The sequence below is a fragment of the Armatimonadota bacterium genome, from assembly GCA_017303935.1.
GTDB lineage: Bacteria > Armatimonadota > Fimbriimonadia > Fimbriimonadales > Fimbriimonadaceae > JAFLBD01.
This window is the reverse complement of the sequence record JAFLBD010000002.1, coordinates 12,631-27,593: the sequence shown is the minus strand read 5'-3', so window position 1 is coordinate 27,593 and position 14,963 is coordinate 12,631. Positions and strand designations below refer to the sequence as shown.

The following is a 14,963-nucleotide window of genomic DNA, read 5'->3' as shown; positions in this document are numbered from 1 at the left end:
TCAGTAGAATGTGATTAACCATGAGTGGAGCACCGCGAAAGGTCATCGTTGTTGGCGGAGGGCTTGCAGGCCTGATGACGACTCTCAAGCTTGCCGAAGCTGGCGTAAAAGTCCAGCTTTTTTCTATTGTGCCCGTAAAACGTAGTCATAGCGTTTGTGCGCAAGGCGGTATCAATGGCGCCGTGAACCTTCGCGGAGAAGGCGATTCGCCCTACCTCCATTTCGAGGACACGATCACCGGCGGCGACTTTTTGAATCACCAGCCTCCTGTAATGTACATGGCTGAGCGCGCCCCCGCAATCATCTTTTTGCTCGACCGAATGGGGGTTCCATTCAATCGTACGGCTGAGGGTCTGCTCTCGTTCCGGCGATTCGGCGGCACCTTGAAGCACCGCACGGCGCACGCAGGCGCGACGACGGGTCAGCAGTTGCTGTACGCCTTGGATGAGCAGGTGCGCCGATACGAGGCCATGAATTTGGTCGAAAAGCGCGAGGGCTACGAATTCCTGGGCGTGATCAAGGATGGTCAAGGCAAGTGCCGTGGAATCACTGCGCAGAATCTGAAAACCATGGCTGTCGAAGCGTTCGCAGCTGATGCCGTGGTGATTGCAAGCGGTGGCAACGGTGTGATTTTCGGCAAGACCACCAACTCGGTGATCAACACTGGCTCGCCAGTTTCGATTTGCTATCAGCAAGGCGCAGTTTACGGAAATCCGGAAATGGTGCAGATTCACCCGACGGCCATTCCAGGCGAAGACAAGTGCCGATTGATGTCTGAATCGGTTCGTGGTGAAGGCGGCCGGCTATGGGTACCTCGCGACCCGATGGATGCCAGAAATCCTGTCGACATTCCCGAGCCAGATCGGTGGTATTTCTGCGAAGAACTCGATCCGGTCTACGGCAACCTTCTCAGCCGGGACCTCGTCAGCTTCATCATTTACTGCATCTGCCGAATCGGAAAGGGAATTCAGGGCCGAGAACAGGTCTATTTGGACATCACGCAACTTCACACGAGCCGAGGCGGGCCATGGTCGCGCGAGATCATCAACGACAAGCTCGAAGGCGTGCTGGAAATCTATGAGAAGTTCATGCGTGTGGACCCGATCAACAACCCGATGAAGATCTACCCGGCGCAGCACTACACGATGGGCGGTCTTTGGGTCGACTATGAAAAGGGTCACGAAGGGGCGCTGGATATCAACAGCCACCGAAACCAGATGACCAATATCCCGGGCCTTTATGCCGCTGGCGAATGTGAATACCAGTACCACGGCGCAAACCGATTGGGCGCAAACGCATTGTTGAGTTGCTTGACAGGTGGTGAACTCACAGCTCACGGCGTCTCCGCCTATCTCAAGAGCATGGATGTTTCGCACGCTGATCTAGATTCCAGCGTTATTGAGGCGCACCGTGCCGAGAAGCAAGCCGAGTACGATGGTTTTGCCCGGTCGAATGGCTCAGAGAATGCATATGCGGTTGCCGCCGACCTCAACGATGTCGTGTGGAACAACTGCGGCATCTGGCGAACTCAAAAGGACTTGGAATCTGCGCGTGAGAAGTTGGTTGAAATCGCAGATCGCGCGACTCGCTGCAACCTGATCGACGATGCCGGTTGGTCCAACCAAGCGATCCCGTTTGCAAGGAGTCTCAAGCACATGATCATCCAGTCGCAAGCGATCGTCGAAGGTGCGATTCACCGACAGGAATCCCGCGGGGCGCACTTCAAGATGGATACGCCAGAGCGCGATGACAACAAGTGGCTGGTGACTACCAAAGCAACTTACGACACCGGCAAAGTCAATCTCGACTTTAGCGAAAAGGTCGAATGCAGCTACATCGATCCGCGGCCACGAAAGTACAAGATCAACCAGATCAAGGTTGTGCATCAAGTCATGGGCGAGGATTACTTAGCAACAGGCAAGCCCTCCTCAAAAATGGGGCAGCCAGCGGACAAAGCTGGAGTCTAGTTTCGGCTATTTAACCTGTTGAAGGGCTTCCTGCAGTTTTTCTGTGGGGAGCCCGATTACATTGTTGACCGAGCCTTTGACAGATTCGATAAATGTGCCTCCACCGGCCTGAATCCCATACGCGCCAGCTTTGTCCATTGGTTCTCCCGTCGCGACGTAATCCTCGATTTCTGATGCTGAAAGCGTGCGAAAAGTGACTTCGGTCGAATCGGTGATCGCGATCAAACCGCCTGGCCATCGCAGTGCTAAACCGGTGATTACCGTATGGGTGCGCCCTGAAAGGAGCCCGAGCATCCGGCAAGCGTCCGCCTGATCGACTGGCTTGGCGAGTTGTGTGTTGTCCAGACAAACAACGGTATCCCCGGCAATGACGAGTGAGTCTGGGTGCCGCTCAAAGACGACGAGTGCCTTCTCTTTCGCCAGCCTCTGTGCGGTTTGTGCTGGATCACTCAGGGTCAAAGCGTCTTCGTCCACATCCGGGACATCGATCGTGAATTCGGGCACGAGTGCTTTGAGCAGTTCCTGCCTCCTGGGAGATTGGCTCGCAAGCACAACGGGGTACTTAATTCGCATTGCTTTCAGCGAGCAGTCGCGCCTGGTCGTCCTGGATCAAGGCGTCCAGCATGTCTTGAATATCGCCGTCCATGAACCCGATCATGTTGTGAACGTCCTTGCCGATTCGATGATCGGTGATTCGGTTCTGATTGAAATTGTATGTCCGAATCTTCTCGCTTCGATCACCCGAGCCGATTTGCCCTCGTCGCAGATCGCCGCGTTCTTTTGCGATCCGCTCTTGTTCGGCTTGGTAAAGCTTGGCGCGCAACACGGATAATGCGCGGAGCTTGTTTTGCTGCTGACTGCGCTCGTCTTGGCAGGTGACGACTACTCCGGTAGGCTTGTGGATGATACGGATCGCGGTTTCGTTCTTTTGAACGTGCTGACCGCCGGCGCTACTCGACCGAAAAGTCGAAATCTCGAGGTCTTCATCGCGGACTTCAACATCGACATCATCCACCTCGGGCAAAACGGCGACGGTGACTGTTGAAGTGTGCGTGCGTCCGCTGGATTCGGTGGCAGGCACACGCTGAACTCGGTGGACTCCACTCTCGAACTTCAGTTGGCTGTAGGCGCCTTGCCCATCAATTTTGAACGTGACTCGGTTGATGGAACCCATGCCATCTTCCTCGAGATCGATCACCTCTGTTTTCCATCGTCGCCGTTCTGCGTAGCGCAAGTACAACCGGAACATCTCGTTTGCAAACAATCCGGCTTCGTCGCCCCCAGCAGCGGGACGAATTTCGACGATCACGTCCTTCGAGTCGTTTGGGTCCTTTGGGATCAGCATCAGTTTGAGCTGATCTTCGAACTGAGCCAGCTTCTCCTTGAGGACAGGAATCTCCTCGTAGGCGAGCTCTTTCATTTCAGGGTCTTGGAGCATTTGCTCGGCCCCTTTGAGTTCTTCCTCAGCACGGAAGTATTCGGAGATAACAGCTGCAAAATCTGAAAGCTCGGCGCGAGCCTTGCCGAGTCGCTGGATTTCTGCGGGATCCTTGGTGATTTCGGGGTCCATCAATTGAGCTTCGATGGCGTCATATTTCGATCGAATCTCTAACAGCTTCTCCCTCATATAGAGGCCATTTTACTTTATGCCGCAACGACCCATAGACCGGGACGTAAGTATCTTTACCGGTTGGCAGGAAAACGGCTGCTGGCGGGCGAAAAGAGTCTATGAGCGATTTGAGCAGGAGTCAGGCTTGCCATGATGAGTTGGAGACTTGGAGACAAATTTGGGCACCAGTTGCTACTGGAGCTCAGCAAAACACTGATCAGCGATCAACGGTACGTTGAAGACGATCACGAGGGGTTCACCTGGTGGGCGAATGATCTCGCCCAAAGAGTCTGGTGTGAAGAAGGAATCTATCAGCACGCGACGACGACTTATCGCATGCACTGCGAAACCGACTTGATCCGAGGGCGTGGCAGAGCAACCGCGTTTGAATTGGCGCTCGAGCGGGAAATGGACCACACGACTCTCAATGCGCTTGTTTACGACGCTCCGAACGATACATACAAGCTTCATTCAAGCGTCTTTGCCACCGAAGAAAACATCGTCCATTTGAAGAGAACGGCTTTTTCTGCGGTCATTCTGCAGATCGTCGAGGCCCAAATGGTCGCACAGAAATTAGTGTCGTCACTCGGCGCGATTCCTGCATCATCTGCGCATCCGACAATGGGAATCCGGACTCAGGCAGACAACATGTGCCATGCGATGGAGACATTCTTCAAACCTCAAGGGGCGCAGCAAAGTCGTTGGCATGGTGCGCCAGAATGGGCGGATACCGAACGCGCAGTGGAGCGTGAATCAGAGAAGTTCACCAGCGATCATCACACTCATCTCCAAGCAGAATTCATCTGGAGTGCAAGCCAATCTTCGCGTGGGATCGTGCTTGATGTCACCACGCGGGAACCACATCCGATTCTCGGAAATGGGTTGCATTTCACACTTTCTGTGCCGCTCGTCATGAGCCCAGAGCGTGTCTCACACATGGCACTCGAACTGAATCAGTACGAGCGCGATAACTGGAAACGAACCCACATGCTTGGTTCTTGGTCTTGCCATGGTGGGGTCTTGGCCTATCGCAGCTTTGTGCCGAACACGGTTTACCGCGCAGAATTGTTGCCCGAATTGACACTAAATAATGCCGTTCGAGCGCATTGGGTGAACGAGTTTTTTGTGGAAAAGCGTCGTCAAGCTGAGGCGGCGAAATCTGCAGGGCAAATCTGAGTGCTCGGCGCCAAAAGGATTCGGAAGATGAATGTAGGCGCGATTCGGATTTTGATGGCGGTAGGCCTTTGCCTCTTCACTCGGCTTGGTTTGGCTCAGAGTCCTTTCGATGACCCGGATGCGTTCATTCGCTACGACACAAAAGCTTGGATGCTGTCGGAATTCCGTTCAATTGATGCCGGGCCCGGGATCGTGCTGGATGCCAATTGGCTCAACGATGATCTGATCTTTGTCCGGAAACTGAACACAGAACTCAGTGCAAAAACGGCTCCATTCTTGGTAGGTGAAGCAAAGCCACCAAGTAACCTCCGAGAGTCATTTTCTGTGTTCAATCGAGTGACAAGGAAGTTGGTGGAAATCTCAACTTTGGCGCCCGGCCAATTGTTTTTGGGCGCTGAAACAAACAAGTCAGGGTCCGTGATAGCTATTTCGTTCACTACCGATCCGGAAGGGAATTCGATTGGAGTGATTTTTGGGAATACGAAGCGCGGCGGCAGTATTTTGCGTCTCGAAAATCCCGATGAGCTTGTGACACCCTTGATTGGTCCGGGTTCCGAATACGTTGGTTTGCTCATAGGCAGGGGAAGCATCGCGACAGGGCTACAACAGGAGCTTTACGGCATAAACCCTGAAACTAACCAATTGGTTAAAGCATCTGGCCCATCTCTTACAAACCAAATTCTGGGCGTTAAATCACCAGACCCCGCGACGGGAGAGTGGTACCTGGGCTTTAAGGGCGTTCAGTACACGATAGGAAGCTGGATTGTCTGGGATCCAGTTTCGGCCAAGTACAGTTCCGTCGATAAGAAAAGTGTTTATGAACTCGCATTCCTGGACAATTTTATGTGCAGAGGGCAGAATTCTTAGCAAGAGCTGACTTGAACGGCAATGCTACGATCGAGTCCGTTCTCAATTATCAAACTAATGTTGAGCCCCAGAAAAGGAGCAAAGTTGCCCGAATTCAATCGGTAGATAAGATTCAACTTGCGCCAGATCTTCCGTTTGGACTGATGATTCGGCGTGGCCAGATTTCGTGGTTTGAAATCGTGCCGATCGATATCAAGGTCTTGGAATATGCAGAATTGAGCAGTGCGCGAAAGCTCGCGATTCACCAGGCAAAACAGTGTGGACTTGCATTGATCATGTATGCCAGCGACAATGATGATGTTTTGCCAGATTCGGCTGGAGTTCGGGAGGCGATCCTGCCGTATCTCAAAGACTCGTCGATCGCAAGCCGACTGGTTCTAACGATGCCCCGAGCAAATATGAGTGAGATCGAAGACCCTGCTCAGACACGGTTGGGATACGTCGAGGGTCCAGGTGGGCGAGCGATCATCTATGCGGACGGCCACGTCAAATGGATTCCGGATTAGATCCCCAATTGGTCCCAGATCGAATCTATCTTTGACTTAACGTCAGAGGACATCTTGATGAGCTTCGGGTAATCCCTGCTAAATCCATTCTCGCCTGGCCACTTGTGGGTACAGTCGAATCCGATTTTTCCGCCAAATCCTTCAGCCACAGAGGCGTGGTCGAGTTGATCAACCGGGCCACGAGAGATCATCACGTCCCGCATTGGATCGCAGTTTGCGCCCAACCTGAACAGCACCTCGCCGATGTCTTGCACGTTCGTATCTTCGTCGAACACAAAGACCATCTTCGTGAACGCAAGCTGCCCGAGGCCCCAAACCGCATTCATGATCTTATAAGCGTGCCCTGGATACTTCTTTTTGATGCTGATGAAGGCGACGTTGTGGAAGCAGGCGTCCACCGGTAGGTTCATATCTACAATCTCCGGAACCGTGAGTTGAATCATCGGCATGAAGATCCTTTCGACAGCCTTGCCCATCCAGCCATCTTCCATCGGAGGAATGCCAACGATCGTTGCGGGCCAAACAGGCTGCTTGCGCATCGTGACCGCTGTGACATGCAAAACTGGGAAATCGCCTGCCAAAGAGTAGTAGCCGGTATGGTCGCCAAAAGGCCCTTCGATACGCCGTTCGGACGGATCGACATACCCTTCGATCACAATTTCCGCATCGGCAGGGACTTCGACATCCACCGTCTTGCATTTGACCGTACGCACGTTCTCTCGGCGCAAAAATCCGGCAAAAACCATCTCGTCGATCCCAGGGGGAAGCGGGGAGATCGCGCAGAAATTGTAAACAGGATCGCCGCCGAGAACCACCGCGACTTCAAATCTGTTCTTACCAGCCGCGCCCGCATCCTCCATTTGGCGCATGCCGGTTTTGTGCATCTGCCAGTGCATACCGCAAGTGTTCTTATCGTAAAGCTGCACTCGGTACATCCCCACGTTTCGCTTGCCGGTAGAAGGATCGTGAGTGAAAACGAGCGGAAGCGTGACATAAGGGCCGCCATCCTCTGGCCAGCAAGTGAGAATTGGGAACTGGGTGAGATCGACCTCATCCCCCATCATCACAACTTCCTGGCAAAGTCCGGAGCCGACCAGCTTGGGGGCAGTGGTCTTGACTTCACCACCCAGCTCAAAGGCCATTTTCAGCTTCTCTGTGAGAGACTTTGGCATGTCGCTGGGCGCCTTCAAAAGCTTGCGAATCCGGTCGGCATGCTCCTCAAAATCGTCGCAGCTTAGAGCGAGACTCATGCGCTTTCGAGATCCCATGGTGTTGATCGCAACCGGGTATTTGTAATTCACCATTTGGTCAGAATCTGGAGAAGGGCTCGGATTGCCGCTGACGAAACTTGCTCCGAAAAACTGTGACGCAGAATCGTGAATCGAGGGGTAATTCATCACTGCACTCTTGGGATTCGGAGTGCCCATGCGGTGTTTTGGGCCAACGACGTTGTTGAAAAACAACGCGGGGCCTGCGGATTTCATGGCACGATCAGCGATTTCTGTGATCTCCAGATACGGGCTGATCGGAAGCGAAACGGTTTTCAGCTCTCGTTTTTGGGTCAGAACTTCAAGAAAATGCTGGAAATCTTGATATGCCATGAATCTCTGACTAGTCTACGTTTAAAACCCTCGTAATGTCTTGGGCGACGAGGTTCAGAGTCCCCGCAAAACTCACGCCAGTAGGTTCGCCGTCAGCATCCTGACCAGCCAGTGAAATCGCTACTAGAAACGATTCGGGATTAAGCCATTACCCTTGCTAGGAAAACGCCAATTGCTGGTGAATTCTGATGAAAGCGATGGAAGAGGATGCTCGGAAACATGACGAACTTGGGGAAGATTCGCAAGATTTTGAGCGTTGCGCTACTAGTGAGCGCAGTCGGCTCTGCTCACGCCGGACGTGTTGCTATTGGAGACTATTCAGGAAACCGTGTGATCCTAGCGGATGACTTGACGGGGGCCTTTATGGGAACGATGGCGAGCGGAGGCGGTCTCACCAACCCGATGGGCTTTTCATATGGCCCTGATGGCCTGCTCTATGTAAGTAGCTACGGCACGAACCAGATCAAACGGTATACGGAAGCCGGCGTCTTTGTCGACAATTTTCAGACTACGCCGAAGCCACACGGACTTGCCTTTTATGATCGCGACCTTGTTGTTGCGAATCGAAACATGGGCACGTTGAGCCGTTTTGGACTCGTGTCATGGGTCAGCCCGCCGAACACTGCTCGACTTTATCAAGCGGTCGTGGTGCGCGCTGGACGCATATATGCTAGCTTCAACTCCAACATCGGAGGCGGAATCGAGGAGTTCGATCCTGCTTCTGGCACCACGATGGGTGATGTGATCGCACCTGGCCGAGGCATTTGGGACATCCAAGGTTTTGCTTGGGGACCAGATAACAATTGGTACGTCACCAGTTCAAACAATCAGCGCATCTATCGTTATTCACCAAATGGTGACTTTTTGGGCTTCGTAGCTGTCCCCGGTCAGCCGCTTGGCATCAAATTCAACTCTAAAGGAGAGCTGCTCTCCACCGTCTGGGCCCAAACCAATGTGGCCAAACTGCAAGTCCCATCCTTAACCGTACTCGGCAACCTCTTGCCATCAACAGTGAGTCTCACTCAACCCTGGTATATCGAACGCGTGAATCCGAGCATTGATTGCAAAATCACGTTCGGAGATCGCACCAACCCCGTGCCTCCAGTGTCCAGCGTCACCGTCGAAATCGGCTGGCCAGGATCTGGAGTGACCATTCAAAGCCGTACCGTTCCACTCAACTCCGATGGCACCTTCAGCGTGCTCTCTCCACAGTTCCTCGGGGAGTATGACCTTCGGGTCAAAATCGGAACATTCCTGCAGCGCACCGTTCGCATCGACTCCCGCGATGCGAGCAAATCGACTGCGGAGTTCATTCTCGTCAATGGCGACGCAGATGGCTCCAATACGATTGATGCTGCCGACTACCGTCTCGTCCAGTCAAAAGTTGGCACTTGGGCGTCCCTCCCCACGTGGGATGCACGTGCCGACTTGGACGGCGATGGTTATGTAACGAACCTAGATCTAAAAATTGTAAGTTCAAAGTACGCACTTACCGGTCGCGGGCAGTAAACTATTGCCGTTATGACGGCAAAGTTTGTGCCCTTCGCAATCGTTGCAGCCTTCCTGATGGTGGGCTGCAGCGATTCTTCATCTCCGGTGGCCAGTACTGATACCGGCACCACAGCTTCCCAGACTTCAGGGTCGGACGTCGCTAAGACTGAGGAGAGCAAGGACACTTCATCCACGGAGTCGTCAGCTCCTGAAACCATGAACGAAACAATGCAGACCCCCACTGGCCGAGTGCCAAAAGATGGGGAAGAAGTCGCCGTACTCAAGACAGCACAAGGCGACATTACAATCCAATTCTTCCCTGACGTCGCTCCAAATCACGTCGCTCGATTCAAAGAGTGCGTGACCAAAGGCATCTACAAGGGGACGTTTTTCCACCGAGTGATTCCTGGATTCATGATTCAGGGCGGCGATCCAAATACGAAGGATGGCGACAAGAGCAACGACGGCATGGGCGGATATGGATCAATGCTCAAGCAAGAGTTCAACAGTCTCAAGCACGTTCCTGGGATTTTGAGCGCAGCTCGAACCGCTGACCCGAACTCGGCGCAAAGTCAATTCTTCTTGATGCACAAGACTTCTCCACACCTCGATAACCAGTACACCATCTACGGTCAGGTTATCAAGGGCTTGGAAGTGATTGAAAAGATTGTGATGCTGGATCGAGATCGAAACGACAATCCAAAGAATAGCGATGATGCACGGATCATCGACTGCAAGCTGGAAAAGTACCAGGCTCCAAAGAACTAACCATTTGGTAAAAACAAAGCCCCCGATCACCAAGTGATCGGGGGCTTCTTCTTGCCGGAATCTCAGGCTCGGCTGGTCGTGGTAACGCGCTCGATTCGCTTTTCAAACGGAACGCCTAATACGATTCGGTTGACAAACGCCGCGGGGGTGTGAATGCCGTCCGGGTCGAGTTCTCCAGCTTCGACAACCTGCTCGACCTCAGCGATGGTCACTTTGCCTGCGGTCGCCATCATTGGGTTAAAGTTGCGAGCCGTTTTGCGATAGACAAGGTTGCCCAGCTTATCGGCCTTGTACGCCTTGACGATTGAAAGGTCTGCCACCAGCCCCGTTTCCATCACGTACCATTCGCCATTGAATTGCCTAGTTTCTTTGCCTTCGGCGACCAACGTGCCGTAGCCCGTCTTAGTGTAAAACGCGGGAATCCCAGCACCACCGGCGCGGATTCTTTCTGCCAATGTGCCTTGCGGATTAAACTCAAGTTCCAATTCGCCACTGAGGTACTGCCGCTCGAATTCGGCGTTTTCGCCAACATAACTGCTCAGCATCTTCTTTATCTGCTTGGTTTGGAGCAATAGCCCGAGCCCAAAATCATCCACGCCGCAGTTATTGCTGATGACGGTGATGTCCTTGACCCCAGAGTCGCGAATCGCCAGAATCAAATGCTCCGGGATACCGCAGAGGCCAAAGCCGCCACTCATGATGGTCATCTCATCAAACAAGAGGCCCTCAAGCGCTTCTTTCGCCGAACCGAATACGGTTGCCATGGGCCTATTTTACTTGAGAGCCGGAAGTCGCTTGGGACAAAAAGAAATGGGACGCTGAAAAAGCGTCCCGAATAATGGATAAGGAAATTCTCCTTTTTTGATTGCAGTCACGAGTAGTATGGAAAATGCACCGGAAAATATCAACGTTGACTGCAAAAACTAGTATTTACGCGGGGTTATGAGCCGGAAATGTTGGCCAGAAGTTGATCTAGTTTGAATGTCAGTTGACTATTCGAAACCACTTGATCGCAGCCGAGTTCGGCACCGGACGCTTGAAGACCTTTTTCCTTGTGACCCGAATGGCCGATGACATGAACCCCAAACGCTTTCAGCTTCGGCACGATTTGGGCGGCTGGTAGAGTTCCTGAACCTAAGTTTACGATCGCTACTTCCGCACCGTTAGGTTCAAATTCTTCGCACTTCATTAAAGTGGGCTCGTGCCCAAGGTGCCTCAAAGTCTGCAGAAGTCTGCTACTCCATACCAGATTGTCTTCAAACACCAGCACTTTCATGATCACCATGATTTACGCGGACTGAGCGCGATTCATTGGCAATTCTTGGCGTCGGGTACCTTTTGACTCGTGAATTTGCGCGCAATCGAGTTCAAATCTGATTCGTTGTACTTGTTGGACCAGAGGCTGTTACCTGCCCAAGAGAATTGGATTCTCTATACCGATTGGCGAGATGTTGTTGATGCCATCAAGACCATGGTCGTGCGAGGTGCACCAGCCATCGGAGTCGTGGCGGCTTATGGAATGGCGCTGGCGGCGAAACAAGGTGCAGACCGCGCAGAAGCCGATGCTGGCTTGCGCGCGAGCCGACCCACCGCAGTCAATCTGTTTTGGGCGCTCGATAGGATCGCCAATGTCCAAGAATTTACGTTCGAGGCCATCCTGAAAGAAGCGATCGCCATTGACGAAGAAGATCTTGCGATGAACCAAGCGATGGGAAACCATGGACTTAGCTTGATCAAGAAGGGCGCACGAATCCTCACCATTTGCAATACCGGAGCTTTGGCAACTGCAGGCCACGGCACGGCTTTGGGGATCATCCGGACCGCGTTTGAAGCTCATGACGGCGATATTTTCGTGTATTCGTGCGAAACACGGCCCCGTCAGCAGGGCTTGCGACTGACCGCTTGGGAACTCATGAAGGAAGGAATTCCGTTCAAGTCCATCGTTGATGGAGCCGCGGCAAGCCTGCTTTCGCAAGGGATGGCCGACTTGGTCATAGTCGGAGCAGACCGGATCGCGGCGAACGGCGACTCTGCGAACAAGATCGGGACGTTAAGCCTTGCAGTTGCAGCAAACCACTACGGCATCCCATTCTATGTTGCCGCTCCAAGCAGCACGATTGATGCCCAAATCCCTGACGGAAGCCATATTCCTATCGAAGAGCGTGAGAGCTCCGAGATCACCGAGATTGAAGGCGTGCGAATCGCTCCAGAGAACTGCCCGGTTTGGAATCCAGGGTTTGACGTGACTCCTTGCGATCTCATTTCGGGGATTGTCACCGAAGCGGGAATTTTCACAAAACCCTTTAGGTTTTAGAACTTAGGTGCCGATAATTCCACTAAGCATTTTTACGTGTGGCACTGTCCCGCTGTAGAAATGATCGGAGCTTCGTAATCTATGGATCTGAACATTGGAACGTTGTTGCTGGCCATCGCCGGTGCCATGCTGTTGACCTTCGGGATTGACTGGGTCTACTTCCGCAAGCGAATCATGGCGGGCGGCGTGGACGATCGCGCAATCAAGTCGTTGCAAGAGCGCTCACGGATGTTAGAAAGCACTCAGGTGAAGCTGCAAGACGCCGAACAGACGATCCTTCAACTGCAATCTTCTCTTGAAACTGTTTCCCGAGAGCGCGATGGAATGGCCAGTTCGGGTGCAGTTGATGTTGCCCCATATGAAGAGAAAATCCGGTTGCTCGCCGCTGAGCTGGAGAAAGTTTCAAACCAGCGAAGCGAGTTGCAAAAGGACTTGGAAACGGCAAAGTCCGAAATGGAAGAATTCAAAGCGGCTCCTCCTGTGGCCGCTCCAGATGTATCGCCTTATCTGGCGAAGATCGACGATTTAACCAACCGGTTAAACACGGCTAACGCCGAAAATGAAGAAGCTCAATCGGCACTCAAGGAACTCAAAGAGGAATACGAGCGGTTCCGGGCTTCAGAATCTTCACAGGCTAGCCAGGTCAATGCCGAATTGGCATCGCAAGAGAAACTCCGACTCCAAAACGAACTTCTTAACCAACAAATTTCCGAACTGCGATCGAAGCAGACATCGGCCCAAGAATTGCAACTTTCGCTCCAGTCGAAAGACGAAGAAATTGCAGCTCTTCGCGAAGAACTCAAAGAGATCAAGCAGTCGGGTGCTGGAGCAGTGGCTAATATCGGCGAGTTCGCATTGCTTCAAAAGCAGCTCGAAACGACCGCTTCCGCTCTGGCTACTTCGAAGAAAGAAAACGAACTACTCGCAGAATATGTGCAGCAATTCCATGCGACAAAGCAGGAGCTGGAGCAGCTCCGTGCGGTCAACTTCGCAGTTAGTTCATCGACTGAAGACGTCAATCGACTTCAATCCGAATTGGATCAATCCGAGAACTCACGGCGAGCAGCCGAGAGCGAACTCGTCCGGTTACAAAATTATGTCGAAGAGTTGAAGTCTCAGATGAACGAAGCCGATGAAATGCGCGGTGAATTTCAACGACTTTCTAACCAATTGGTTGATGCGGATTTCAAATCGGGACAAGTCGATTTGTTGAATCAACAAGTCCGAGCGCTCGAATCTGAACTCGAAAATCGAATTCAGGAACTCAACCAAGCCAAGTCTGCCGCATTGAGTCTGCAGGAGCAGGTCGAAAACTCGAATGCAATCTCCGAAAAGGTGGAGGCATTAGAGCAATTGCTCGCCCAGAAGAATGGGGAAGTGGAAGCACTCAGCGCGAAGCTGATTCAAACAGAAGCCCACCTAGGACAACTGGATTCGATGCGACGAGAGCTCGATCAGTCCAAGTCTGAATCTGAAGGTATTCGGCAGTCGCTGGTCAAAGTCCAGGCTGAATCTGAAGTCCTTCGAGTGGCGGCTGAGCAATTGGAAGAAGTTCGATCCGAAAACCTCCGACTGATCGATGAGATCGCTCGAAAGGAGGACACGGTGGCCGAAATTGATCCACTGCGCGAGAAGGTCGAAAGCCTTGTACACGCTATGGAACAGTACAAGCGCGAAAACGAATTGAACCGCACAGAATTGCAGAAAACTACAGAGCACTTGCGGTCCTTGCGTGGTGAAATCGCTGAGCTGAGTCAGATTCGAGAAGAGAACGAGCGACTGCGATCCATGCGTGGGGGCGGTGATGCAAACGTTGACGAACTCCGAACTCGAATCGGCGAAGTAACAGTTCAATTGAGCCAGACTCAGGCGGACGCACTGGAGGCTAGAGAAGCCCTTGCCGCGGCGAACCGCGAGATCAGTCATCTGCGCGAAAGCGTTATCCGGTCGTCTGAACTGGGTGAGTTATCATGATGCCGGGCGAACGGAACGACATTTTTAAGGGATGGGCGATTGTCCGAATCTTGGTCGCCATGCTCTGCATGATCGCAGGACTTGGACTCCAATCCGTTGCACAAGAATCCGGCTCACCAAAGATCACTGTCCCGAAAGGCGGCGCACAGTTTGATGATACGGTGGTGACCTTTTCTGGCACAGCCAAGAAGGACGGGATCGTGTTGTTGTACGAAGGCGACACGTTCGTCAATCGCGCAATCGCTGATGAGAAAGGCAATTGGAAATTGACCTCGTATTTTGACCCAGGCCGGCATGAAGTGACGGTTCGGTACGAACTCGATTCTGGTGCATCGGGACCAAAATCGGCGCCAGTCAAGTTCACCGTAAAAGATGTGCTCTCCAAGCTTGACGACACCACTTTGAAGATCACCTCGCACGATGATGGCGGCGAGATGGAAAAGGGACCTGTCTTGCTTCGCGGACAAGCTCCACCGGGAGTTCGCGTCTACCTGACGATCGACGGTGGACGGCCGTTCAAGACCACCGCGAATGAAGAAGGCTATTGGCGATTCAATATTGATATGGAACGTGGTTCACACACCCTCGAAGTGACCACTGGGGCAGGAACCGGGCTTTCTGAGCGAATACGAGTTCGAGTTAAATGACAAAAGAAGGGCGAACCGATATGGGTTCGCCCTTCTTTATTTT

The 14,963-nt window shown here is 52.7% G+C and carries 14 protein-coding genes; 9 read left to right on the top strand and 5 right to left on the bottom strand.

The features are described from left to right. Positions 1 to 20: 20 nt before the first annotated feature. Positions 21 to 1,967 carry a succinate dehydrogenase (quinone) flavoprotein subunit gene (sdhA, locus tag J0L72_04695; protein ID MBN8690077.1) on the top strand — a complete coding sequence of 649 codons (1,947 nt, stop codon included), beginning with the start codon at positions 21 to 23 and terminating at the stop codon, positions 1,965 to 1,967. A 6-nt stretch (positions 1,968 to 1,973) separates the two neighbouring features. Here the strand turns inward: sdhA and maf are convergent, their stop codons facing one another. Together maf and prfA are read right to left on the bottom strand one after the other, a co-directional pair. After that, positions 1,974 to 2,540 carry a septum formation protein Maf gene (gene maf / locus J0L72_04690; GenBank protein MBN8690076.1) on the bottom strand — a complete coding sequence of 189 codons (567 nt, stop codon included), beginning with the start codon at positions 2,538 to 2,540 and terminating at the stop codon, positions 1,974 to 1,976. Next, entirely contained in the window at positions 2,530 to 3,594 is a 1,065-nt protein-coding gene (gene prfA, locus J0L72_04685) for a peptide chain release factor 1 (protein ID MBN8690075.1), read from the bottom strand. Before prfA ends, maf begins: the two co-directional genes overlap by 11 nt. Positions 3,595 to 3,726: 132 nt before the next feature. Here prfA and J0L72_04680 point away from each other — a divergent pair, with 132 nt between their 5' ends. The 3 genes from J0L72_04680 (at position 3,727) to J0L72_04670 (ending at position 6,125) form a co-directional block, all read left to right on the top strand. Continuing rightward, complete coding sequence (locus J0L72_04680) at positions 3,727 to 4,752, top strand: hypothetical protein (protein ID MBN8690074.1); 1,026 nt, start codon at positions 3,727 to 3,729, stop codon at positions 4,750 to 4,752. A gap of 27 nt (positions 4,753 to 4,779) precedes the next feature. Beyond that, positions 4,780 to 5,619, top strand: coding sequence for a hypothetical protein (locus tag J0L72_04675; GenBank protein ID MBN8690073.1), 840 nt, complete (start codon positions 4,780 to 4,782; stop codon positions 5,617 to 5,619). A 143-nt stretch (positions 5,620 to 5,762) separates the two neighbouring features. Beyond that, positions 5,763 to 6,125, top strand: a complete 363-nt coding sequence (locus tag J0L72_04670; GenBank protein ID MBN8690072.1) for a hypothetical protein — start codon at positions 5,763 to 5,765, stop codon at positions 6,123 to 6,125. On the opposite strand, the gene J0L72_04665 is transcribed toward J0L72_04670, so the two are convergent. Then, positions 6,122 to 7,726, bottom strand: a complete 1,605-nt coding sequence (locus tag J0L72_04665; protein ID MBN8690071.1) for a menaquinone biosynthesis decarboxylase — start codon at positions 7,724 to 7,726, stop codon at positions 6,122 to 6,124. The genes J0L72_04670 and J0L72_04665 overlap by 4 nt on opposite strands. A 219-nt stretch (positions 7,727 to 7,945) precedes the next feature. Here J0L72_04665 and J0L72_04660 point away from each other — a divergent pair, with 219 nt between their 5' ends. Further along, complete coding sequence (locus J0L72_04660; protein ID MBN8690070.1) at positions 7,946 to 9,235, top strand: hypothetical protein; 1,290 nt, start codon at positions 7,946 to 7,948, stop codon at positions 9,233 to 9,235. Positions 9,236 to 9,445: 210 nt separating this feature from the next. After that, on the top strand, positions 9,446 to 9,985 hold the full coding sequence (locus J0L72_04655) for a peptidylprolyl isomerase (GenBank protein ID MBN8690069.1): 540 nt from the start codon (positions 9,446 to 9,448) through the stop codon (positions 9,983 to 9,985). A gap of 62 nt (positions 9,986 to 10,047) precedes the next feature. On the opposite strand, the gene J0L72_04650 is transcribed toward J0L72_04655, so the two are convergent. Both J0L72_04650 and J0L72_04645 read right to left on the bottom strand, forming a co-directional pair. Next, the gene (locus J0L72_04650) at positions 10,048 to 10,749 is read right to left on the bottom strand and encodes a CoA transferase subunit A (protein MBN8690068.1); all 702 of its coding nucleotides are present in this window, start codon (positions 10,747 to 10,749) and stop codon (positions 10,048 to 10,050) included. A 176-nt stretch (positions 10,750 to 10,925) separates the two neighbouring features. Beyond that, positions 10,926 to 11,270 carry a hypothetical protein gene (locus J0L72_04645; protein ID MBN8690067.1) on the bottom strand — a complete coding sequence of 115 codons (345 nt, stop codon included), beginning with the start codon at positions 11,268 to 11,270 and terminating at the stop codon, positions 10,926 to 10,928. 66 nt (positions 11,271 to 11,336) lie between these two features. On the opposite strand from J0L72_04645, the gene mtnA reads away from it, so the two are divergent. The 3 genes from mtnA (at position 11,337) to J0L72_04630 (ending at position 14,920) form a co-directional block, all read left to right on the top strand. Continuing rightward, positions 11,337 to 12,299, top strand: a complete 963-nt coding sequence (mtnA, locus tag J0L72_04640; GenBank protein ID MBN8690066.1) for an S-methyl-5-thioribose-1-phosphate isomerase — start codon at positions 11,337 to 11,339, stop codon at positions 12,297 to 12,299. Between the two features lie 81 nt (positions 12,300 to 12,380). Then, a complete protein-coding gene (locus J0L72_04635; GenBank protein MBN8690065.1) occupies positions 12,381 to 14,273 on the top strand; it encodes a hypothetical protein in 1,893 nt (630 codons plus the stop codon). Continuing rightward, the gene (locus tag J0L72_04630; protein MBN8690064.1) at positions 14,270 to 14,920 is read left to right on the top strand and encodes a hypothetical protein; all 651 of its coding nucleotides are present in this window, start codon (positions 14,270 to 14,272) and stop codon (positions 14,918 to 14,920) included. The genes J0L72_04635 and J0L72_04630 overlap by 4 nt, the downstream gene beginning before the upstream one ends. The last annotated feature ends 43 nt before the right edge of the window (positions 14,921 to 14,963 follow it).

Excerpts from the sequence above, each read along its gene's own strand:
- sdhA (MBN8690077.1), top strand. The coding sequence starts at position 21 with ATGAGTGGAGCACCGCGAAAGGTCATCGTTGTTGGCGGAGGGCTTGCA.
- maf (MBN8690076.1), bottom strand. The coding sequence starts at position 2,540 with ATGCGAATTAAGTACCCCGTTGTGCTTGCGAGCCAATCTCCCAGGAGG.
- prfA (MBN8690075.1), bottom strand. The coding sequence starts at position 3,594 with ATGAGGGAGAAGCTGTTAGAGATTCGATCGAAATATGACGCCATCGAA.
- J0L72_04680 (MBN8690074.1), top strand. The coding sequence starts at position 3,727 with ATGATGAGTTGGAGACTTGGAGACAAATTTGGGCACCAGTTGCTACTG.
- J0L72_04675 (MBN8690073.1), top strand. The coding sequence starts at position 4,780 with ATGAATGTAGGCGCGATTCGGATTTTGATGGCGGTAGGCCTTTGCCTC.
- J0L72_04670 (MBN8690072.1), top strand. The coding sequence starts at position 5,763 with ATGATTCGGCGTGGCCAGATTTCGTGGTTTGAAATCGTGCCGATCGAT.
- J0L72_04665 (MBN8690071.1), bottom strand. The coding sequence starts at position 7,726 with ATGGCATATCAAGATTTCCAGCATTTTCTTGAAGTTCTGACCCAAAAA.
- J0L72_04660 (MBN8690070.1), top strand. The coding sequence starts at position 7,946 with ATGACGAACTTGGGGAAGATTCGCAAGATTTTGAGCGTTGCGCTACTA.
- J0L72_04655 (MBN8690069.1), top strand. The coding sequence starts at position 9,446 with ATGCAGACCCCCACTGGCCGAGTGCCAAAAGATGGGGAAGAAGTCGCC.
- J0L72_04650 (MBN8690068.1), bottom strand. The coding sequence starts at position 10,749 with ATGGCAACCGTATTCGGTTCGGCGAAAGAAGCGCTTGAGGGCCTCTTG.
- J0L72_04645 (MBN8690067.1), bottom strand. The coding sequence starts at position 11,270 with ATGGTGATCATGAAAGTGCTGGTGTTTGAAGACAATCTGGTATGGAGT.
- J0L72_04635 (MBN8690065.1), top strand. The coding sequence starts at position 12,381 with ATGGATCTGAACATTGGAACGTTGTTGCTGGCCATCGCCGGTGCCATG.
- J0L72_04630 (MBN8690064.1), top strand. The coding sequence starts at position 14,270 with ATGATGCCGGGCGAACGGAACGACATTTTTAAGGGATGGGCGATTGTC.